The organism is Bacillus sp. G402, assembly GCF_051172515.1.
Taxonomy (GTDB): domain Bacteria; phylum Bacillota; class Bacilli; order Bacillales; family Bacillaceae; genus Bacillus; species Bacillus altitudinis.
This window is the reverse complement of the sequence record NZ_JBPIZC010000003.1, coordinates 40,719-62,428: the sequence shown is the minus strand read 5'-3', so window position 1 is coordinate 62,428 and position 21,710 is coordinate 40,719. Positions and strand designations below refer to the sequence as shown.

Here is a 21,710-nt window from a genome sequence, read left to right as displayed (position 1 = left end):
AGGGCAGTTTTTAATGATCATTCACGAGATTACTGAAACAGCAATTAGAAGGAGTTTGAATAATTTGACTATAACGTTTCAAGATTTTCAATTAAGCGAAAGTCTCATGAAAGCTATTAACCGCATGGGATTTGAAGAAGCAACACCGATTCAAGCGGAAACAATTCCTCTCGGTCTTCAGAATAAAGATGTCATTGGACAAGCACAAACAGGAACAGGAAAAACTGCAGCGTTTGGTATTCCTCTTGTAGAAAAAATCGACCCAGCGTCTCCAAATATCCAAGCGATTATCATTGCGCCAACAAGAGAATTAGCGATTCAAGTATCTGAAGAGCTATACAAAATTGGCCAAGACAAGCGTGCGCGTGTACTTCCGATTTACGGTGGACAAGATATCGGTCGCCAAATCCGTTCGCTCAAGAAAAATCCTCATATCATCGTAGGGACTCCAGGACGTTTACTCGATCACATTAATCGTCGCACAATGCGTCTTCAAAATGTTGAAACAGTCGTGCTTGATGAAGCAGACGAAATGCTTAACATGGGCTTCATCGAAGACATTGAATCGATCCTTTCAAATGTACCAAGTGAACACCAAACACTTTTATTCTCTGCGACAATGCCTGCACCAATTAAGCGCATTGCAGAGCGTTTCATGACAAACCCAGAACATGTAAAAGTAAAAGCGAAAGAAATGACTGTATCTAACATCCAGCAGTTCTACTTGGATATTCACGAGCGTAAGAAGTTTGATACATTGACTCGTCTTCTTGACATTCAATCACCAGAGCTTTCAATTGTTTTCGGCCGTACAAAGCGCCGCGTTGACGAATTGACTGAAGCATTAAACCTTAGAGGTTATACAGCTGAAGGAATTCATGGTGACTTGACTCAGGCGAAACGTATGGTTGCGCTTCGTAAATTTAAAGAAGGTTCAATCGATGTGCTTGTCGCAACAGACGTTGCAGCACGTGGACTTGATATCTCAGGTGTTACACATGTGTATAACTTCGACGTACCACAAGATCCAGAAAGCTATGTACACCGTATTGGACGTACAGGCCGTGCTGGACGTACAGGTATGGCGATGACATTCATCACACCACGTGAAAAAGATATGCTTCGTGCGATTGAGCAAACGACTAAGCGTAAAATGGATCGTATGAAAGAACCAACTCTAGACGAGGCAATTGAAGGACAACAACAAGTCACAGTTGACCGTCTACGCACAATCATTAGTGAAAACAACTTGAACTTCTACATGACAGCAGCTGCTGAATTGTTAGAAGATCATGATTCTGTTACAGTGGTTGCGGCTGCCATCAAAATGATGACAAAAGAGCCGGATGCAACGCCTGTTCGTTTGACAGATGAAGCACCAATGATTTCAAAACGCAATCGTAACAACCGCAGCTCTTCTAAACGCAGAGACGGCGGCGGTGGTGGCGGCTATCGCGGAAAAAGCCGTTCATCTTACGGTGATAAAAAGCGTTCTTCAAATGACCGCAATCGTTCTTCTAACGATCGTCGTCAAAAGAAATCTTATAACAACTAATTCAAAAGCGAATCCTTTGCAGGGTTCGCTTTTTTTAACAGGCCTAATGAAACTTTTTAGGCTTTCTTTCGTAATATATTGATAGAAAAGTAAGAGAATGGGGGAAGAATGTGAGAAAACAGCCGCAACGTCAAATCAGCTTAAATGGATTAAAAGTATGGCGTCTTCAAAATGGAATTATCTCATTGATTTTCTTATTCATCATCATTGGGGTATTTGTAGCTAGTTATTATTTTCAATGGCCATATTGGATTGGAGCCATCCTCATCGGTTTGTGGATTTTACAGGTCATCTTCGGAATCTGGCTCATACCGAAAATCCGTCATCACATCTGGCGCTATGAAGTATTTGAGAACGAAATTGAAATACAGCACGGATTGATTCGTGTCACACGTGTCATTGTGCCAATGGTACGTGTTCAGCATGTGGATACATCTCAAGGGCCGCTTTTAAGGCGCTACCGGTTGGCATCTGTTCAAATTTCTACGGCTGCGACAGTGCATGATATTCCGGCACTGGAATTAGAAGAGGCAGATGAGCTTCGCGATTACATATCTCGATTAGCAAGGGTGACGGAAGATGATGTCTGAACCAAAACGTGTACATCCAATTTCGATGTTCATTGATTTTATATCAGATGCCGTATCCATGATCAAAAACTTCATTATCCCTTTTTTCGTGCTTATTTTTGTGAACTCGAATTCAAGTATTCGTTTTTATGCGTTCATCATTCTTGGTGTGCTTCTTTTATGGAAAGCTGTTTCAACCGTTTTAGCATGGAGACGATTCACCTACCGAATGGAAGACGATGAATTTCGAGTAGAATCAGGTGTCATCACCAAAAAGAAAAAGTATATCTCGTTAGAAAGAATTCAAACGGTGAATACAAGTGAAGGTATCTTCCAGCGGATCTTTGGTTTGGTTCGGGTGCAAATCGAAACGGCAGGCGGGACGGATGGACCTGAAGTGAGCCTGACGGCCATTACAAAAGCAGAAGCTGAACAATTAAAGCAATCGATTTTCAACCGGAAGAAAAGCTTGCAACAAGAAGAAATGAATGACGAAAATTTAGATCTCCCTGATCCTCTGACAGCGCAACAGCCAGTAGAAAAAGAAATCAGTGTTTCCTACCGAATGGGTATACCTGAGTTACTTTTGGCTGCGACCACTTCAAGCGGAATCGGCGTCATTATTTCTGGGTGTCTCGCCATCTACACACAAATAGATGAAATTCTGCCTTTGGACGGCTTCGTCAAGCAATTCTCTTTTTTAAGTCATGCGAGTGTTGAGATTTATGCGATTCTCATATTTATTGCCGTATTGATTGCGTGGATTCTTAGTGTTGGGGTAACAGCCCTTCAATATGCGAATTTTACCGCAAAACGAAAAGGGAAAGACATCATCATCACAAGAGGCCTCATCGAAAGGCATCAAATGACCATTCCGCTTGCGAGAATTCAAGCAGTGAAAATCAAAGAAAATATTCTGCGTGAACCATTTGGTTTTGCGACGGTCATGCTTGTCAGCGCAGGAGGTTCAATTACAGAAAAAGAGACCTCTTCTGTCTTATTTCCACTCATACGGAAGAAAAAAATCAATGAATTGTTAACTCAATTTACAGATCAATATCAGCTGGCACCAGAAAGTGAATTGAAAAAAGTGCCGAAGCGTTCACTGAAACGTTATCTGATATCTTACGGATTTGTTCCATTACTTGTAGGTATAATCCTTTCTGTACGTTTTCCACCATGGGGATATTTGGCGCTGATTCCATTACCACTTGCCTTGTTCTTTGGGTATTTAGCCTATAAACAATCAGGATATGTGATCAAAGATCAACTGATTCAATTAACGACAAGAGGTATCGGCAAGACCACCGGAATTGTTTTAAGAAAACGAATGCAAAACTATACGATGACCCAATCCTATTTTCAAAAGAAAGGGCGGGTGGCAAGTATTCACACCTTTGTGAAGTCCTCTGCCTTGCTTGATTCTTTTGGTGTGCATCACCTTGAAGAGGAAGATGCTGCACGTGTATGCGATTGGTATTCCTATGAAACGAATCAATCATCTTAAACCAAAAAATGTCGATCAGCTCCCGTTAAACGGAGTGATCGACATTTTTTATGAGCTTAATAGCGTCGTTTTTTTGAATGGAAGAATAGGGTGATCGGTGCTAGGATCATGCCGCCTATCAATCCAAATAAGTGGGCCATGATGTTGATGTTCGAGTTGACGAACGTCATAATAACAGAGACGCCGAGAATCGTTAAGATCACCTGAGAATTACCACGGTCCATCATATGCGGTTTAAATAGGACAAGATAAAGATAGACGCCAAATAAACCAAATATCGCACCAGAAGCCCCGACATGTACGTACTCTAAAGGCTCCACCCAATAGGTTCCGAGATTGCCAATGAATCCAGCACCCAGATAAATCACAAGAAATCGAATCTTCCCAAGCAAATATTCAAGCGCTGGAGCGAATAGGAAGAGCGACATGGAATTGAACAGAATATGTGTCAGACTTCCGTGAAGAAAAATAGGCGTTAAAAGCCGCCACCATTCTCCTGCTGCAACACCATAATTAAAACCAACGAGATGGTCCTGCCCAAGCTGGATCATTGGAATAGGGATCGCAAATAAAAGCCATAGGCCGATTTGCAAAGCAAGGATCGCTGTTACGATTGGATACGATCTAATAAATTGTTGAAAGCTCTCCGTTCGAATAAACATAACAAACCCCTTTTGACTAGATAATGGTAAGTTTATAGTAACACGTTTATGAAGCGAACATCCAAATTAGTACGAGTATCATAGGAGGTACCTCATGATTAAAGGAATCGGTATGGATATTGTAGAGATCGGCCGGCTGTCACGAGTTCTTAGCAGGCAGCCCCGTTTACCAGAACGAATTTTGACTTTACGTGAACAGGAAGTCTTTTACACACTAAGTGAAAAGAGACAGCTGGAGTTTCTGGCAGGGCGTTTTGCGGCGAAAGAAGCATTCGCAAAAGCATACGGTACGGGAATTGGTCAGTATGTAAGCTTTCACGACATCGAGATACAAAAAGATGCAAACGGAAAACCTCTCATCAAAAGTGAGAAAACAAAAGAAGACTACGTTCATGTGTCCATTACCCATACAAAGGAATATGCTGCAGCACAAGTTTTAATTGAAAGGTTGTCAAGCTAGTCTGCATATTGTTTGTCCCCCCTTCATATATTGGGTAGTGCGATAAGGAAGGGCGAGTTGCTAACAGGCTTTGATGGTTCGCGGTACGCAGTTAACTCTTGAGGCGTACTGTTAAAGTCAAACAAGCGGTTTCTTCCTTTTAACACAATTAACGAAGGGGTTGAAAAGGGTGAGAAAAAGCTTTGTTTTGCTTGTAACGGGGATCCTTTTTGTACTGATTCTCTCCGCATGCGGTCAAAAATCTCAACAGGATATCGTTGGAGATTTAAACAAAAAGGCAGAGGAAATGACATCATACAAAGCCAAAGCAAAAATGACCATTGAGACAGGAAATGATCCGCAGGAATACCATGTGGAAATTTGGTACAAGAAGCCGGAGCTTTACCGTGTCTACTTAGAAAATCCGAAGAAGGATCAGAGTCAAGTCATTTTAAGAAATGGCAATGGTGTATTTGTGCTGACACCTTCATTAAACAAAAGCTTCCGCTTCCATAGTGATTGGCCGAACAACAGCAGTCAGGTGTATTTATTTGAATCACTTGTGAAAGACATTAAAAATGACAGTGCAGCTCAGTTCAAAGCAAAAGAGTCGAAGTACGTTTTTGAAACAAAAACCAACTATCAGCACAACCAAATGCTGCCGACCCAAGAGATTACCTTTCATAAAAAAACAATGGCGCCTGCTAGTGTGAAAGTACTGGATAGCGATAAAAAGCCAATGGTGAAAGTAGAATTCTCTCACTTTGAATTCAACAAATCCTTTGACAAAGACGCCTTTGATGAGAAGAAAAATATGACACTTTCTCAAATGGATGTTGCCACAAGTGCAGATCCATCTGACAGCTTTGCTGTGAAAACGCCTGTGGATATGCCAGAGGGCGTGAAGAAAATGGAAGAGAAAGAAATGACAACAGATGCTGGAAAGCGGTATGTGATGACGTATGGCGGAAAGAAATCCTTCACGCTCATTCAGGAAAAAGCACGGGTAGCAGAAGCGTCTACGCCTGTGACGATGAACGGCGAGCCAGTCGATCTTGGCATGACAGTGGGTGTTCTGACAGACAAATCTCTTTCTTGGACATCTGATGGAGTTGACTACTTAATTTCTTCAAGTGATTTATCGAAAGAAGAACTCTTAATGGTCGCCAAAAGTGTAGAAGGACAGTCAGCGAAATAGGCGAGATGCTTAACATAACAACAAATCAGCCCTGTACAGGGGCTGATTTTCTTTGAGTTGTTTCACATTATTCTGGATTTTTAGTATCATAATGAAGTATTGAATCATTCAATAGGGAAGTGTGATGAATGGACACAAATGCCTTTTATAGAGACACATGGGCAGAAATTGATTTAACAGCAATCAAGCATAATGTTTCACATATGAAAGACCATATTGGTCAAAGCGTCCAACTAATGGCTGTTGTGAAAGCCAATGCATATGGACATGGAGATATAGAAGTGGCAAAAGCTGCCCTCGAAGCAGGAGCAGACCTATTAGCCGTCGCTTTTTTAGATGAAGCCATTTCTTTAAGAAATAAAGGTGTAAAAGCACCTATTCTTGTGCTCGGCGCAGTACCGTCAGAGTATGTCAAAGTCGCCGTTAGATACAACGTTATCATGACTGCTTACTCTATCCAGTGGCTGAGAGAAGTCGTCAAAGTGATGAAAGGGCAGATGGGACAACCCATTCGTTTCCACTTGAAAATCGACAGCGGCATGAATCGGTTAGGTGTGAAAACAATCGAGCAGGTGAGCGAAGTAAAAGAGCTTGTCCACGCTCATTCTTTTTTACAGCTGGAAGGAGTATTTACTCACTTTGCCACAGCGGATGAAAAAGATGAAAACTACTTCGGTATGCAGGTTGATACGTTTAAAGCATTGCTTCAACCGCTTCATACGGACAAACTGCTCATTCATTGCGCCAACAGTGCAGCAGGTCTAAGGTTTAAAGACACTTTATTTAATATGGTTCGTTTTGGCATCAGTATGTACGGGCTGTCGCCGTCGGAAGAAATCAAAGATGAATTGCCGTTTCAACTGGAAGAAGCATTATCTCTTCATACAAAACTTGCACATGTAAAGCCCATTCAAAAGGGTGAGAGCGTGAGCTATGGTGCAACTTATACAGCGAATCAAGATACATGGATTGGTACGATTCCAATCGGGTATGCAGACGGCTGGATCAGGAAGCTTGCCGGAACAGAAGTGCTCGTTGGCGGAAAACGCCGAAAAATTGCTGGACGGGTGTGTATGGATCAATTCATGGTTGATTTGAAAAAGGATATTCCGGCAGGGGAGCCAGTCGTGCTCATCGGCACACAAGGCGAAGACAGGATATCTGTCGATGAAATAGCCAAACGGCTTGAAACCATTAACTACGAAGTCACATGTTCTGTTGGTTACCGCGTCCCAAGAGTCTATATAGAGGACGGCGAAAGGGTTCATGTACGAAATCCGCTGCTTCAAGGCGGGCCAAGCTTTTTATAAACAGCATCCACGGGAACGATGTTCAAACTGACATCGTTCTCTTTTATTCTACAAAGGCATCATAAACATTCTCCCTTTTTTAGAGATTTTGGAAATACCGTATGATTTTCGGAAAAAAGCGTATAATGGGAAAGAGGAACTCCATTATCATCTTGATTTACGGGTGGCGAGCCGCTTCATGTTCTAATAAGAAATCATGAAAAAACAGCTTTGCTTGTGCATTGAATAATGGTATGATTAGTCTTGGAATGGATCGAAACGGTATCCGTAAGTTTTGTGGAGGTGTATGTTTTTTGTCTGAATCCAGCGCAACAAATGAAATGAAGATTCGACTGCCGGAGGCTTTAATGTCTGAGATCGAACGAGTAGCAGAGCAGGATAAGGTAACAAGAAATGAATTGATCTACCGAGCGACAAAAACGTATATTCGTGAACGTAATATTCGACAAAATCGTGAATCGATGAGACGCGGCTACATGGAGATGGCGAAAATTAATCTGAATATCTCTTCAGAGGCACAATACGCAGAATTTGAGGCTGAGAATACAGTTGAGCGATTAGTCAGCGGGGGTTAAACATTTGATTGTTAAACGCGGTGATGTTTACTTTGCTGATTTATCTCCTGTTGTTGGCTCCGAGCAGGGCGGGGTTCGCCCGGTATTGGTGATTCAAAATGACATTGGAAATCGCTTCAGCCCGACTGCTATCGTTGCAGCCATAACAGCCCAAATACAAAAAGCGAAATTACCGACTCACGTCGAAATTAATGCAAAGCGCTACGGCTTTGAACGAGATTCTGTCATTCTTTTGGAACAGATTCGTACGATCGATAAACAAAGATTGACAGATAAAATCACACATCTTGATGATGAGATGATGGAGAAGGTTGATGAAGCCTTACAAGTTAGTTTGGCTCTTATTGATTTTTAATATGGTGATACTTGGTTGCTCTATTGGGAGCAACTTTTTTTGTGTTCAATTTTTTTTAACGTTATAATGAAGAAAGACTAAAGAAGAGCTTTAAATGTAAGTAGGGGGTAAAACATGTCGAATCATATCGTGTTAGCTTTTGCAAGAAAGCACCAAAAGGAATTAGAAACAGAGTGGACGGACATTTTAAAACGACTCGGAGAAAAAGAAACGGACATGATGCTGAACGACAAAATGTATGAAACCATCTGTTCGGAATATGTTCAACTCATCATTACATCTCTTTCAGAGGGGGATAATGAAGATTTTGAAGAAAAAGTGCAAAATTTTGCTTTGAAAATCGTTCAAATGGGTATATCACTTAAGTTACTGGCAAACGGTCTAACGGAAATCCGTACACATTTATATGAAAAAATGAACGATGACAAAGATACAACACAAGAAAGTCATGACCTCATCTGGCAAATCGATCGATTCATCACACCCATCCATAATGAGATCTTAAACCAGTATTCCATCTCATGGGAAAAAACCGTCAGCCTTCAAAAAATTGCGCTGCAGGAACTTTCTGCCCCGCTAATCCCTGTGTTTGAGCACATCACCGTCATGCCACTTGTTGGCACAATTGATACAGATCGTGCGAAAAAAATTATGGAGAACCTGCTTAATGGTGTCGTCAAACATCGCTCACAGGTCGTCCTGATTGATATCACGGGTGTACCTGTCGTAGACACAATGGTGGCACACCATATTATTCAAGCGTCAGAGGCTGTGAGATTAGTAGGAGCGAAGTGTTTACTTGTCGGTATTCGCCCAGAAATAGCCCAAACGATCGTTAACCTTGGAATTGATTTATCTCAGGTTACAACAAAGAATACCCTTCAAAAAGGAATTCAAACTGCTTTGGAAATGACAAATCGAAAAATTGTTTCATTGGAGGGATAACCAATTGAGAAATCACCCGAAGATTCCAATCTTAAAATTATATAATTGTCTTCTGATTTCAATACAGTGGGAGCTTGATGATCAAACAGCTCTTCACTTTCAAGAAGACTTACTGAATAAAATTCATGAAACAGGAGCAAACGGTGTGGTCATTGACTTAACATCCGTCGATATGATTGATTCATTTATCGCAAAGGTATTAGGCGATGTGATCACCATGTCCAAGCTCATGGGGGCAAAAGTTGTATTAACAGGAATACAGCCGGCAGTCGCTGTGACGCTTATTGAACTTGGCATTTCACTGGAAGAAATTCAGACAGCACTAGATCTTGAACAAGGGCTTGAGACACTGAAGCGGGAATTGGGGGAATAGATATGAAAGACCAATCCTGTGTAAAAATATTGACGGAATGGGACATAGTCGCAGCAAGACAATTGGGGCGGAATGTTGCAAAAGAACTTGGTTTTGGAACAGTTGACCAAGCAAGAATTACGACGGCCATTTCAGAATTAGCTCGTAACATCTATTTATACGCTGGTAAAGGTCAGATTTGTATAGAAGAAGTGATGGAGCGCGGAAAGCGTGGACTCAAAGTCATCGCAGCCGATGAGGGGCCTGGCATCATGGATATACGTAAAGTAATGGAAGACGGATTTTCTACATCAGGCGGACTCGGAGCAGGCTTGCCGGGCGTCAGAAGACTGATGGATGAATTTAAATTAGATTCCGCACCAGAACAAGGAACTGAGATACAAGCTGTCAAGTGGCTTCGCTAGGAGGGAAACCATGGATTTTAAGGAGGTAATGGAGCAGCGGTACCATCAGCTGCTCAGTCGTTATATCAGTGATTTAACTGAAACATCGCTTTATCAAGCTCAAAAATTTAGCCGTAAAACTATTGAGCATCAAATACCTCCTGAAGAAATAGTGAGTGTTCACCGAAAAGTGATTCAGGAGCTTTACCCTGATTTGCCGGAAGATGTCTTTCATTCACTAGACTTCTTAATTGAAGTCATGATTGGATACGGACTTGCCTACCAGGAGCATTTAACACTAAGAGGCATCCAGCAAGAAATTAAGTCGGAAATTGAAATTGCTGCAAATGTTCAGCAAACCCTTCTGGAAACGAAAATTCCAGAAGGAGACACATTTGATATCGGAGCCATCAGTGTGCCGGCAAAACAGATGAGTGGGGATTATTACCATTTCGTAACAGATCACGATACAATCAATATCGCGATTGCAGACGTCATTGGGAAAGGCATTCCAGCTGCGCTCTGTATGTCGATGATTAAGTATGCGATGGATTCCTTGCCAGAGTCAGGCAGCGGCCCAACGAAAGTGCTCAAAACCCTTAATCGTGTGGTCGAGCAAAACGTAGACCCAAGCATGTTTATCACCATGTTTTATGGCAGCTATAATAAAGAAACACATGAATTTAAGTACGCATCGGCTGGACATGAGCCGGGCTTTTTCTATTGCAAAAAAGAGAATCAATTTTACGATTTAGATGCAAAAGGTCTGGTCCTTGGAATTGCACCAGATTTTGATTATAAGCAGTATGAGAAGCATTTGGACGTAGGGGATATGGTGATCTTATTCTCTGATGGTGTCACAGAATCCAAATCGGAGGATGGCTTCCTAGAGCGTGAGGATATCAAAGCCCTGATATCTGAGAACCTATCCTATTCAGCTCAGGAAATGGTGGATTCCATCTATGACAGCTTACTCAAGCTGCAAGAATTTCAGCTGCATGATGATTTTACGTTACTTGTCCTCAAAAGGAAGGTTTAGAAAGTGCATAGACGGGTATATAAAATTCAAGGAAACAAGAATTTCGAGGTGAATGCATAATGAATATGTCTGTAAAAGAGCATCAAATAGATCAAAAAACAAAAATTAGTGTTAGTGGAGAAATCGATGTGTACTCTGCTCCTCAGCTAAGAGAAACACTCATGCCTAAAGCCGAGGCGGGAGAGCATCTAGAGATCTGTTTGAAGGATGTTACGTATATGGATAGTACAGGATTAGGTGTATTTGTTGGGTTGTTTAAAGCAGCTCAAAAAGCAGGTGGAACACTAAAGCTTGAGAACTTATCAGAGCGGCTTGTAAGGTTGTTTGAAATCACTGGACTAAAGGACATCATTGACATTTCTGCAAAGTCAGAGGGTGGGGTACAATGAACGAAACAGTAGATCTAATCGAGATGAAAATACCGGCAAAACCAGAATATGTAGGCATCATTCGTCTGACTCTTTCAGGCGTAGCGAGCCGAATGGGCTATGTCTACGAAGAGATTGAAGACTTAAAAATTGCCGTCAGTGAGGCTTGTACAAATGCAGTTCAGCATGCCTATAAAGGCGCAGATGGCGAAGATGGAGAGGTAGCGGTTCGCTTTCTTGTCTATGAAGATCGTCTAGAAATCATTGTCGCTGATAAAGGCGGTAGCTTTGACTTTAAGCAAAAGCAGGAAGACCTAGGGCCGTACACATCTGCTCATACGGTGGATCAATTGGCAGAAGGAGGTCTTGGTTTATACTTAATGCAAACATTGATGGATGAAGTCGAGGTGCAAGCAAACTCCGGAGTTACCGTGGCGATGACAAAGTTTTTAAACAGGGAGCGAGTTGACCATGACACAACCATCCAAAACTATGAAACTAACTAAAGATGAAGTGGATCGCCTCATTCAAAGCTATCAATCCAACCAAGACGAGCAGGCGCAGCTGACACTAGTTGAGTGTTATACAAACCTTGTGGATATGCTCGCGAAGAAATACTCCAAAGGAAAAAGCTTTCATGAGGATTTAAGACAAGTTGGAATGATTGGTCTACTCGGCGCAATTAAGCGTTATGATCCACTTGTCGGTAAGTCATTTGAGGCATTTGCCATTCCAACCATTATCGGGGAAATCAAACGCTTTTTACGTGATAAAACATGGAGTGTCCATGTACCAAGACGAATTAAAGAGCTTGGACCAAGAATCAAGATGGCAGTTGATCACCTGACAACGGAAACGCAAAAATCACCTAAAGTACAAGAAATTGCAGAATATCTAGATGTAACAGAAGAAGAAGTTCTTGAAACAATGGAGATGGGCAAAAGCTATCAAGCGCTGTCTGTTGACCAAGGCGTAGAGGCAGATTCTGAAGGAAGCACTGTGACGATTTTAGACGTCGTCGGCTCACAAGAAGAAGGGTACGAACGTGTAAACCAAAAAATGATGCTTGAAAGTGTGCTTCACGTTCTGACAGATAGAGAAAAAGAAATTATCAATCTCACGTATTTGCAAAATAAAAGCCAGAAAGAAACAGGCGATTTACTCGGCATATCTCAAATGCATGTATCAAGGCTGCAGCGGAAGGCAGTTAAAAAGCTACGAGATGCATTGTCAGAAGATGCGTCTATGGAGCTAGGGTAATGAAGCAGATCGAACAGCATGAGCATGTAAACGCCATTATCTATCAATCGAACAAAGAAGGAAAATCATGCTGCGGGGACAGTTTTTTTATTAAAGCAGATGATGAAGAACTAATTTGTGCTGTCGCAGACGGATTAGGCAGCGGCCAGTTCGCCAATGAATCATCTTCTTTAGTCAGCGAAATTGTCGAAGAATATGGACATGAGGATGTAACAACCCTCATTGATAGATGCAATCAGGCCATGAAAAATAAACGCGGGGCCACTGTGGCCATATTAAAGGTGAATTTTTCCCAGCAGCAGTTTACCTATTGTTCGGTTGGTAACATTCGTTTTATCTTGAATGCACCTTCTGGCGACTATATTTATCCACTTCCGACATCAGGATATCTATCAGGTAAACCTAGAAAATACAAAACATACACCTATTCCTACGAAAAAGGATCGACATTCATTATGTATTCAGACGGACTGAATGTGCCAAACATGCGAATGTGTTTAAAGCATAGCCATTCAGTTGCAGACATCGCCAAACAACTTGAAACATACACACAAGACAAGAAAGACGATCTCACCTATGTACTTGGTCAGCTTACATGAAATAGCTGACCTTTTTTCTGTTTTGCCGGTTTTTTTGATACACTAAAAGAGAAGACACAGTGAGAGGATGCAAAGTATGAAGACATCTGACTTTTTATTGAAACAAATTGCGACAGAATTAAAGCTTTCAACAAAACAAATTGGAAGTGTGATCCAGCTATTAGAGGATGGCAACACCGTCCCGTTTATTGCACGTTACCGGAAAGAGCAGACAGGCTCACTAGACGAGGTGCAAATTCAAACCATTTCTGAACGCTATACATATATCCAAAATGTGACGAATCGAAAAGAAGAAGTGATTCGCTTAATCGCTGAACAAGACAAATTAACAGATGAATTAAAACAGAAGATCGAACAGGCGCATAAGCTGCAAGAGGTCGAAGATTTATACCGTCCATTTAAACAAAAACGAAAAACGAAGGCAAATGTAGCCAAAGCAAAAGGACTTGAGCCGCTGGCGGAGTATTTACTGCAGCTGCCAAACGATGAGATCAAAAAGAAAGCATCGGCTTTTATTAATGAAGAAAAAGAAGTCACAACCGCAGAAGAAGCACTAGAGGGCGCCCAGCACATCATTGCTGAACAGCTTGCGGATGATCCTGATATGCGGAAATGGATTCGCAGTGAGACGTACCAAAAGGGAAGTCTTGTCACATCAGGAAAAGACGTTGAAAACGACGAGAAAAACGTCTATGAAATGTATTACGACTATCAAGAGCCGATTAAAAAAATTGTGCCTCATCGTGTACTCGCGGTCAACCGAGGTGAGAAAGAAGGGATTTTGAAAGCAGCCATCGAACCACCTGCTGAAAATATTCGTTTCTACCTCGATAAACAAGTCTTAAAAGGCAAGCAAACGACGGCGAGGCCTTACATTGAAGCGGCCATTGATGATGCATACAAGCGCTTGATTCAGCCTTCAATTGAACGGGAAATACGAAAAGAGCTGACAGAAAAAGCAGAGGAACAAGCCATTCATATTTTCGCTGAAAACTTAAGAAAGCTCCTGCTTCAACCGCCGATGAAAGGGAAACGTGTACTTGGGGTGGACCCTGCATTTCGTACAGGCTGTAAATTAGCCGTCGTGGATGATACAGGAAAAGTCCATCATATTGGCGTCATTTATCCGCACCCGCCTGTGCAGAAAAAAGCGGAAGCCAAACAAAAAGTGAAAGAAATCATTCAATCATCCAACATTGAAGTCATTGCGATCGGAAACGGAACAGCCTCAAGAGAGACCGAACAATTCATCGCAGACTTGATCCAAGAGCTGGACCAGCCAGTTTCATATTTGATCGTGAATGAAGCAGGGGCAAGTGTATACTCTGCATCTGCGCTGGCAAGAGAAGAGTTTCCAGACTTGCAAGTGGAAGAACGAAGCGCTATATCCATTGCTCGAAGATTACAAGATCCATTAGCAGAGCTCGTAAAAATAGATCCAAAATCTGTCGGTGTAGGACAATACCAGCACGATGTGAGTCAAAAGCAATTAAACAGCTCGTTAACCTTTGTGGTAGAAACGGTTGTTAACCAAGTCGGTGTGAACGTTAATACAGCCTCACAGGCGCTGCTGCAATATGTGTCAGGTCTTTCAAAAGCCGTCGCAGGAAACATCGTCAAGCGCCGTGAAGAGATTGGGAGATTCACAAGCAGAAAAGAGCTGAAGGATATCCCGAGGCTTGGTGCAAAGACTTATGAGCAGTGTATCGGCTTCCTGCGCATCACAGATGGACAAGATCCACTTGACCGCACAGGTATTCACCCTGAAAGCTATAAAGAAACAAAACAGTTTTTACGCATGATCAACATGACGCCAGACGATCTTGGAACAGAACAGTTAAAAGAGAAAATTGCAGGGGTGAAGCTAGACGAAGCAGCAGAACAGCTTGAAATTGGTTCAATCACCCTTCAAGATATCATTGATCAGCTCACAAGACCTGAGCGTGATCCGCGCGATGAAGTACCAAAGCCGCTTTTAAAAACAGATGTATTGAAATTAGAAGACTTGAAGCAAGGGATGGAGCTACAAGGAACGGTGAGAAACGTCGTAGACTTCGGCGCATTCGTTGATATTGGCGTCAAGCAGGATGGACTTGTCCACATTTCGAAGCTGAGCAACCGCTTTGTGAAGCATCCGCTTGACGTCGTGTCAGTCGGTGATATTGTGACTGTTTGGGTAGACTCCGTTGACCAGGCAAAAGGCCGGGTAGCTCTATCGATGCTAAAACCAGAGTAAACAAAAAACGAGGCGCACCTTAGGATGGGGTGTGCCTTGATGTGACTGAATGTTTTTTTCTATAGAAGTACCAGCATTGATTGAGCAATTTGATTTGATAATGATTTTTCTCATAAAATGCTTTCTGCATCTGATTTTTCAGCCAGTTGGGCATCGCCCATTCCTCCTTTGATCAAAACAGTGGGTGTACCTTCAATGTATGCAAAGAGGAAATTGTCCTGTTCGAGGTTTTTATAGAAAGGAACGATCTTGATTGAACGAAAGAGAGTTACAGCAGTTAACAGAAGACATTTCAGAGCAGTTCTTTGGTAAGGCGTTTCGCCATCAGGCTGTTTTTAATGACCGTCTTAAAACGACAGGCGGGCGATATTTACTTGGAACACACCATATTGAGCTAAATCGCCGATATCTTGAGGAGCATGGCAGAGACGAATTGATCGGTATCATTAAGCATGAACTATGTCATTATCACCTGCACCTTGAAGGGAAGGGCTATCAGCATCGGGACAGGGATTTTCGTGAACTCTTGCAGCAAGTAGGAGCCCCGCGCTTTTGTACCCCGCTGAAGACCGTTCAAAAGAAAAAAAGAGCGGTGACGCTTCATTACTATGTGTGCACAGGTTGTGGAAGACATTATACGAGGAAGCGCCGATTTGACACAACGCGATATGTCTGCGGGATTTGTCATGGTAAGTTAAAAAAGGAAGGGGAAAAGGCTTGACTGTTATATTAGTATATGTTAAATTATAAAAGCCGTCGCAAATGGAGCAGGAATGAAACGTTTAAAAATTCTTGACACATTTTTCTGGCATAGATATAATGAAACATGTCTTATTATTCCGCAGTAGCTCAGTGGTAGAGCTATCGGCTGTTAACCGATCGGTCGTAGGTTCGAGTCCTACCTGCGGAGCCATAATGGAGAAGTACTCAAGTGGCTGAAGAGGCGCCCCTGCTAAGGGTGTAGGTCGCGCGAGCGGCGCGAGGGTTCAAATCCCTCCTTCTCCGCCATTATGATATGGCCCGTTGGTCAAGCGGTTAAGACACCGCCCTTTCACGGCGGTAACACGGGTTCGAATCCCGTACGGGTCATGTTTTGTTATTTTGATTCGTTGGGCTATAGCCAAGCGGTAAGGCAACGGACTTTGACTCCGTCATGCGTTGGTTCGAATCCAGCTAGCCCAGCCATTTTTTTATATATGTTTTTCTGCATAGCAGATGAGCCATTAGCTCAGTTGGTAGAGCATCTGACTTTTAATCAGAGGGTCGAAGGTTCGAGTCCTTCATGGCTCACCATTGTCACGCGGGTGTGGCGGAATTGGCAGACGCGCTAGACTTAGGATCTAGTGTCTTTATGACGTGGGGGTTCAAGTCCCTTCACCCGCATTGTTTTTTAAACAGTGCACTTATGAATATATGAGCACATCATACACGCGGTCGTGGCGGAATGGCAGACGCGCTAGGTTGAGGGCCTAGTGGGTGAATAACCCGTGGAGGTTCAAGTCCTCTCGGCCGCATCTAAGAAACCAAAGGTCTACAACCTTTGGTTTTTTGTATTATCTAAATGTAGCTGGCAGGATAGTTCAAGCTTCACCAAAAGCAAAAAATAGAGTATCAAATGAATGAGGGCGTATTAGGTGCGTTTTTACATTAATGCTAAGTTCTCCATCTCACAATCAATAATGGATGCTTTACATGATGATGAGAAAGGAAACTTTGGTGTCGTTTTTACATTTGACGAACCGGGTGAAAGGGAAGATGTCTTGAAATGGGTGAATCTTGAACTAAGTGAAGAAAATCAAAAGATGCTTGGATCAATGTTTCAAGGCCAATACTTGTTTAAAGATATTTATGGGCGTACCTCTAAAATCTCAATTGAATGCTTGTTTGAAGAGTGGATGGGTGCTTTCGAGACCCTCAATAAAAGTGAAGTGGTATATGCTGAAAAGATGTATTTATAAATACCATGAGGGTTATAAATGATTACACTGTTTTATATGTAATTTGTTGTTTTATTTATGCGAATATATGTTATTTGTATTTTATTGATGCTATAATGAACTTGTCATTAAACAAAAGAATTGCAATTGAAGTGTAGCTAATGAGTGACTCTTTTTTTAAAACTTAAGCGCAACAAATAATTAAAAAACTCTTACTTTCTGATGATGTCTGCTTTGAGTAGACGGAGGAAATAAAGAAAGACCCGAAAATCGGGTCCATCTGTCACGCTTGCTTCTGTTTTAGTAATAAACAAATCGTCATAGACGATGCGGCTATACTAAAACAATTGGAAATCAGCTCAATAGCAAGCATTAAGTTCACCTCGCTTTCGAGGGACTATTGGGAATACATGCTACTTGCGATAGCGTGTATTCTTTTTTATTGTACATCTTTTTGACTTTAGTTGAAACCCAAAAAACGTGACTGCTAGATTAGCAACCATGTTTTTCTTTTTATCACTACAATTTTGTTTAACAAAATGCAATGATTAAAGGGAAAGGGAAATTAATAGCCACAAAAAATGAATTTGATTGTATAAAAGAAAAGCTTTAAAAATGTAGTCGTTCATAAATGAGCGGCTTTTTTTATTAGGAAATTAGGAGGTTGAAATGAAGAAGAGAAACTTTATAATTACTTTCCTAGCTCTAATGATGTTGGTTTCTTCTATAACTTTGTTGTCACAGGCTATTACTCAATATTTGATCACATTGGTTTAGTAGGGACCGATTCTGAAATGTGGAGTAAAGTTACAATCCAAGTTTTGTATTCTTTAAAAGTAGGCAAATGTATGGTGATATTGAAGACTTTGCGTTAGAAGCAGCTGAATACTTTAGAAGAGCTGGAAGATTTGAAATGGCTAGTGACTATTATCATATTGTCAATCTAGCTAGAACAGAAATTAATAAAGGAGAAATCATATATGAAAATAAAAGTGATTATCTTGGTTTTGATGATAGTCGGGAGCATAGCTATCTCGGGTGAATTAACAAAAAGTGAAAATGCTTATTTTGAGAAGCCGTTAAAGGAGAATTTTAAAATATTAGCTGAAAGAGTAGGAATTTAAAATAAATTTCGAGAATTTAGATATCTTTAATACACACTTGAATTGTCTTACTTTTGCCACTAAATATTGAATGCACCTTACTTTGTAATAAAGTGCATTTTATTTTTCCTAAACTTAAAAGCCCAATCTAAATAACCGATAATATTTCTATGGAAGTTTTTAATTGCTTCACAACAAATGGTAATCAACTTTTATAGAGAGAGAAATTATTTAGAGCTTTTAAGAATATGCTAAGTCATCATGTGTTTTAATTTCTCTTTCCAAATATTTTTTGGGAGGAAATAAATAAATGACGAATGTAAGAAGAATCTTTGATAGTATTCACCACATGGATATTAAGCTGAAAAAAATCACTGGAAAGGCCAATAATCATCCATCATTAGATAGATTTTTACAAGATCTTATGTATGATATTTTATCAAAAGAAGATAAGCGTTATTATATTTTTAATTCTGAAACAGTCGAAATAAACACACTAATATCTGGAGTGTTTGAACAAGATATAACCCAAGGTTCGTTAGATACTGATTTTCTCAAAGATGTTTGTAATACTATTGCTAATAGAGCTCTTGAAAAACATATCAATGCTCAGGAGAAGCATAGTATGATAAACATACAAGAGGGAAGTTTGATTCAATCACTAATTGAGTATGAATCAGAGTTGTATTTTCTGATTACAAAAGTAGAGCATGAAAACTTTTTGGATTCAGATAATTTCAGAGAAATTGTTGGTGTTCCTTATAATAAGAAGACAAGGAGTTTAAAATCTTGTTTAATTAAATTTGACGATGGAATAACAGATATTATAGTAACTGATACAAATACAACAATCGCAGCTTATTGGTACAGAGAATTTCTTGAATTAAAAGAATTGAATACAGATGGAAAGAATACTTTAAAGGCGTTTATGGCATTTGATAAAATTCTTAAGAAAGATGTATTAAAACAATCGGAGGCTGACTATACTCAGTTATATAATAGTCTTCTTGGTTATTTTAGAAATCATCAAAATTTTGCTGTTACAGGGGTTGTAAAGGAAGTTTTAGAAGAATATATTCCTGAAAATCCAGCAAAAATTAAGACCGATAAACTAATTGAAAAATTTCAAAATGAAATGAAAAAAGGAAAATTTGATACTAAGTTCACAATAGAGAAAACTGCAATTAAGAAAAGAATGAGAACGACATACAAAGTCAGTGAAAAAGTTGAAATTAGAATTAATGGGCATATTGAAGATCTTCGAGATAAAATATATGCTAAAAAAGATGAAGCACAAAATAGAGTTATTATCGTTAAAGTTGATGACGAAGAGAAATATAACGAGACATTTAGACTTTTAAAATTTAATTGATTAAGAAGGTGAAATCTTGGATGTGATAAGGTTCCTGAAAGAGCATTTAAATCTTAAAATTATTAAAATCATTGAAGATTTAGATAGATGTGAAATTTTTATGCAAATTAATAAAGGTTCAACAGCAGAAGACTTTGAATTTTTAATTGAGGTTTTTTCTTGGATACATAAAAGAGATAGGGTGAATATTGATTTTAAAATAGATGATATCTTAGAGACCACTGTGAGAACTGCGGAGGATGTAAATGTTTTTATTGAAGAGATTGATGTTGCAATCGAACTGAATAATGAATCAGACTTGTTTTTGATTGTAAATATCATGAAAGGGTGTATTGATAATTCATTAACTCTTTATGATTTCTCTTCTTTTCAAGACTATTTCATGAATATGAGTTTAAAAACAATATTGGTTAAGTTCAATAATTTAATCAAAAGAGAAAACAGACTAAAATTTGAAGTTCAACATGAAGGGATTGAAGGTGGAACTAGAAGTTTTTATTTCTCGTCAACCAAAAATTTTCCAAACGAACCGCCATTTGAAAGACAAAGAGTTATTTCAATAAGAAATAGAGTTAGTAACTTTGTTGAAAATTTCGCATTAGATCTAATACCTCAAGATTTTAAATTGATAGATGCTAACAGTTTAGGAAGCTTAGAAAAAATTTTTAATAACTTGAATAACATATTCTCATTTGCTTTTCTTTCTAATAAAGTTGTTATGTTCAGTGATGATAATAATATTGTTGACTTTGAATTTTTAGGACATAGAGATTTAAATTTCACTGTAGATTATAAGAATTTGAATTTCGATAATGATGTTATAACCTCAATATATCAATGGGTTTATGAAGGTTTACATCCATATGATAAGTTAGGATTAGCTAGAAATACAATAACAAAAGAATGTATTATAAAAGGTGACGGGAGAATTATTCTTCGTAAAGATTGTTTTAATTCATTAAAATCAAGTTACCAGCTATTTCAAAAAGAAAATATAGAAGAATATATAAGAGTTAAAGACACTCTATCTGATATGCTTATTTCTTTAACACAACAAACTAGTCAAATAGTAAGTGGGCTAGCTTCGTCTTTAAAAAGTAACCAACTTTTAATCGTTACTTTTTTCACTTCTATAGTTATACTCAATGCAATTTCAGAAAATAAAATTGAAGAGATTTTTACTAAAGATATCACTGTGGTTTCATATGCAATTTTAATTATATCTTTTTTCTTTTTATTATCTTCAAAGTGGTATGCATGGATGGAACGTAGTAGATATAAAGTGCAATATAACCGTCTTAAAAAGATGTATAGTGATATTCTAAGTGATACAGAAATTAATGAGATTTTCGACTCTGATAGTGCTTATAATGAGGACCTCTTATTCTTAAAAAAGAAAATTTGGTTATTTACTATAACTTGGCTTTTGGAAATATTAATAATTTTGGGGACGATATTGTATTTAACAATCTGTTAATAATCTCAGAGATCAGTGATATGGGATTGTAACAGATTTTTTGTGTTTTCTTAAGACCGCCGAAGCATAATCTAGAAAAATATATTAATATTTTAATATAGAGATATAACCTAAATGTTCTTGAAAAACGCAATTCCCTATATAATAGATAACATAGAGAAAAAGAGTGTAATGAAATCAGCTTTTCGTAAGTGATAACATAAACTTTATAGGTTGAGGGCCTAGCGTTGAATAACCCGTGGAGGTTAAAGTTCTCTCGGCCGCATAAAAAATAATCCCAAGGGTTTAATCACCTTTGGTATTATTTTTATGCGTAAATACAGCTATGCGAGAAGACTTTATTACCAAAAACCACCAGTTAATTAAAGTAATTCATTCAACCGGTCGGCAGTTTCTTAGGAAAAAGGTGTCCGTAAGAACTTATTGTGAAGACACGGAACAATGTCCT

Annotated in this window: 23 protein-coding genes, 7 tRNA genes and 1 pseudogene; 29 read left to right on the top strand and 2 right to left on the bottom strand. The window is 39.5% G+C overall.

The features are described 5' to 3' along the window. The first annotated feature begins 64 nt into the window (after positions 1-64). The 3 genes from cshA to ACSBQP_RS14115 all read left to right on the top strand — a co-directional run bounded on the left by cshA (position 65) and on the right by ACSBQP_RS14115 (position 3,631). Positions 65-1,555: a degradosome RNA helicase CshA gene (gene cshA, locus ACSBQP_RS14125; RefSeq protein ID WP_052320367.1), complete on the top strand. Its 1,491-nt coding sequence runs from the start codon at positions 65-67 to the stop codon at positions 1,553-1,555. 110 nt (positions 1,556-1,665) lie between these two features. Further along, positions 1,666-2,145: a PH domain-containing protein gene (locus ACSBQP_RS14120; RefSeq protein ID WP_008346922.1), complete on the top strand. Its 480-nt coding sequence runs from the start codon at positions 1,666-1,668 to the stop codon at positions 2,143-2,145. Further along, positions 2,135-3,631, top strand: coding sequence for a PH domain-containing protein (locus ACSBQP_RS14115; protein WP_435028512.1), 1,497 nt, complete (start codon positions 2,135-2,137; stop codon positions 3,629-3,631). Before ACSBQP_RS14120 ends, ACSBQP_RS14115 begins: the two co-directional genes overlap by 11 nt. A gap of 56 nt (positions 3,632-3,687) precedes the next feature. Here ACSBQP_RS14115 and ACSBQP_RS14110 read toward each other — a convergent pair whose 3' ends face one another. Then, on the bottom strand, positions 3,688-4,293 hold the full coding sequence (locus ACSBQP_RS14110; protein WP_060832102.1) for a rhomboid family intramembrane serine protease: 606 nt from the start codon (positions 4,291-4,293) through the stop codon (positions 3,688-3,690). 94 nt (positions 4,294-4,387) lie between these two features. Between ACSBQP_RS14110 and acpS the strand changes: the two genes are divergently transcribed. From acpS to ACSBQP_RS14040, 14 genes are all read left to right on the top strand, one after another. After that, positions 4,388-4,753: a holo-ACP synthase gene (gene acpS, locus ACSBQP_RS14105; RefSeq protein WP_019744212.1), complete on the top strand. Its 366-nt coding sequence runs from the start codon at positions 4,388-4,390 to the stop codon at positions 4,751-4,753. A gap of 160 nt (positions 4,754-4,913) precedes the next feature. Beyond that, complete coding sequence (locus ACSBQP_RS14100; protein ID WP_007496489.1) at positions 4,914-5,930, top strand: outer membrane lipoprotein-sorting protein; 1,017 nt, start codon at positions 4,914-4,916, stop codon at positions 5,928-5,930. A 128-nt stretch (positions 5,931-6,058) separates the two neighbouring features. Continuing rightward, complete coding sequence (gene alr / locus ACSBQP_RS14095) at positions 6,059-7,240, top strand: alanine racemase (RefSeq protein WP_435028511.1); 1,182 nt, start codon at positions 6,059-6,061, stop codon at positions 7,238-7,240. Between the two features lie 293 nt (positions 7,241-7,533). Next, entirely contained in the window at positions 7,534-7,815 is a 282-nt protein-coding gene (locus ACSBQP_RS14090; protein ID WP_003214273.1) for a hypothetical protein, read from the top strand. A gap of 4 nt (positions 7,816-7,819) precedes the next feature. Next, positions 7,820-8,170: a type II toxin-antitoxin system endoribonuclease NdoA gene (gene ndoA / locus ACSBQP_RS14085; protein WP_003214169.1), complete on the top strand. Its 351-nt coding sequence runs from the start codon at positions 7,820-7,822 to the stop codon at positions 8,168-8,170. A gap of 114 nt (positions 8,171-8,284) precedes the next feature. Beyond that, positions 8,285-9,115: an RsbT co-antagonist protein RsbRA gene (locus tag ACSBQP_RS14080; protein ID WP_058336383.1), complete on the top strand. Its 831-nt coding sequence runs from the start codon at positions 8,285-8,287 to the stop codon at positions 9,113-9,115. 4 nt (positions 9,116-9,119) lie between these two features. Then, positions 9,120-9,488, top strand: a complete 369-nt coding sequence (rsbS, locus tag ACSBQP_RS14075; RefSeq protein WP_003214235.1) for an RsbT antagonist protein RsbS — start codon at positions 9,120-9,122, stop codon at positions 9,486-9,488. 2 nt (positions 9,489-9,490) lie between these two features. Beyond that, positions 9,491-9,892, top strand: coding sequence for an anti-sigma regulatory factor (locus ACSBQP_RS14070; RefSeq protein ID WP_003214085.1), 402 nt, complete (start codon positions 9,491-9,493; stop codon positions 9,890-9,892). A gap of 10 nt (positions 9,893-9,902) precedes the next feature. Further along, positions 9,903-10,910, top strand: a complete 1,008-nt coding sequence (locus ACSBQP_RS14065) for a PP2C family protein-serine/threonine phosphatase (protein WP_017358394.1) — start codon at positions 9,903-9,905, stop codon at positions 10,908-10,910. A 59-nt stretch (positions 10,911-10,969) separates the two neighbouring features. After that, positions 10,970-11,299 (top strand): anti-sigma factor antagonist, encoded by a 330-nt coding sequence (locus ACSBQP_RS14060; protein WP_017358393.1) that lies wholly within the window; start codon positions 10,970-10,972, stop codon positions 11,297-11,299. Further along, entirely contained in the window at positions 11,296-11,784 is a 489-nt protein-coding gene (rsbW, locus tag ACSBQP_RS14055; RefSeq protein ID WP_048001251.1) for an anti-sigma B factor RsbW, read from the top strand. The genes ACSBQP_RS14060 and rsbW overlap by 4 nt, the downstream gene beginning before the upstream one ends. Then, positions 11,750-12,538 carry an RNA polymerase sigma factor SigB gene (gene sigB, locus ACSBQP_RS14050; protein WP_012009000.1) on the top strand — a complete coding sequence of 263 codons (789 nt, stop codon included), beginning with the start codon at positions 11,750-11,752 and terminating at the stop codon, positions 12,536-12,538. Before rsbW ends, sigB begins: the two co-directional genes overlap by 35 nt. Beyond that, positions 12,538-13,137 (top strand): PP2C family serine/threonine-protein phosphatase, encoded by a 600-nt coding sequence (locus tag ACSBQP_RS14045; RefSeq protein ID WP_008346897.1) that lies wholly within the window; start codon positions 12,538-12,540, stop codon positions 13,135-13,137. The genes sigB and ACSBQP_RS14045 overlap by 1 nt, the downstream gene beginning before the upstream one ends. 76 nt (positions 13,138-13,213) lie before the next feature. Beyond that, entirely contained in the window at positions 13,214-15,373 is a 2,160-nt protein-coding gene (locus ACSBQP_RS14040; RefSeq protein ID WP_366206204.1) for a Tex family protein, read from the top strand. 19 nt (positions 15,374-15,392) lie between these two features. On the opposite strand, the gene cmpA is transcribed toward ACSBQP_RS14040, so the two are convergent. Continuing rightward, positions 15,393-15,527 carry a cortex morphogenetic protein CmpA gene (gene cmpA, locus ACSBQP_RS14035; protein ID WP_008346893.1) on the bottom strand — a complete coding sequence of 45 codons (135 nt, stop codon included), beginning with the start codon at positions 15,525-15,527 and terminating at the stop codon, positions 15,393-15,395. 99 nt (positions 15,528-15,626) lie between these two features. Between cmpA and ACSBQP_RS14030 the strand changes: the two genes are divergently transcribed. From ACSBQP_RS14030 to ACSBQP_RS13975, 12 genes and pseudogenes are all read left to right on the top strand, one after another. Continuing rightward, positions 15,627-16,094: a SprT family protein gene (locus ACSBQP_RS14030; protein ID WP_007496463.1), complete on the top strand. Its 468-nt coding sequence runs from the start codon at positions 15,627-15,629 to the stop codon at positions 16,092-16,094. A 117-nt stretch (positions 16,095-16,211) separates the two neighbouring features. Beyond that, positions 16,212-16,286: transfer RNA gene (locus tag ACSBQP_RS14025), tRNA-Asn, on the top strand. 4 nt (positions 16,287-16,290) lie between these two features. Continuing rightward, a tRNA-Ser gene (locus tag ACSBQP_RS14020) sits at positions 16,291-16,381 on the top strand. A gap of 9 nt (positions 16,382-16,390) precedes the next feature. Beyond that, positions 16,391-16,462 (top strand) — tRNA-Glu (locus ACSBQP_RS14015). Between the two features lie 21 nt (positions 16,463-16,483). Continuing rightward, positions 16,484-16,558: transfer RNA gene (locus ACSBQP_RS14010), tRNA-Gln, on the top strand. A gap of 32 nt (positions 16,559-16,590) precedes the next feature. Further along, positions 16,591-16,666: transfer RNA gene (locus ACSBQP_RS14005), tRNA-Lys, on the top strand. A gap of 7 nt (positions 16,667-16,673) precedes the next feature. Beyond that, a tRNA-Leu gene (locus ACSBQP_RS14000) sits at positions 16,674-16,756 on the top strand. A gap of 47 nt (positions 16,757-16,803) precedes the next feature. Then, positions 16,804-16,887, top strand: a tRNA-Leu gene (locus ACSBQP_RS13995). A 123-nt stretch (positions 16,888-17,010) separates the two neighbouring features. Beyond that, positions 17,011-17,331: pseudogene (locus tag ACSBQP_RS13990) on the top strand (ATP-binding protein); the annotation flags it as partial. 823 nt (positions 17,332-18,154) lie between these two features. Next, positions 18,155-18,352, top strand: a complete 198-nt coding sequence (locus tag ACSBQP_RS13985) for a hypothetical protein (RefSeq protein ID WP_217816147.1) — start codon at positions 18,155-18,157, stop codon at positions 18,350-18,352. Positions 18,353-18,723: 371 nt separating this feature from the next. After that, on the top strand, positions 18,724-19,785 hold the full coding sequence (locus ACSBQP_RS13980) for a nucleoid-associated protein (RefSeq protein WP_217816146.1): 1,062 nt from the start codon (positions 18,724-18,726) through the stop codon (positions 19,783-19,785). Positions 19,786-19,801: 16 nt separating this feature from the next. Next, complete coding sequence (locus ACSBQP_RS13975; RefSeq protein ID WP_217816145.1) at positions 19,802-21,262, top strand: hypothetical protein; 1,461 nt, start codon at positions 19,802-19,804, stop codon at positions 21,260-21,262. The last annotated feature ends 448 nt before the right edge of the window (positions 21,263-21,710 follow it).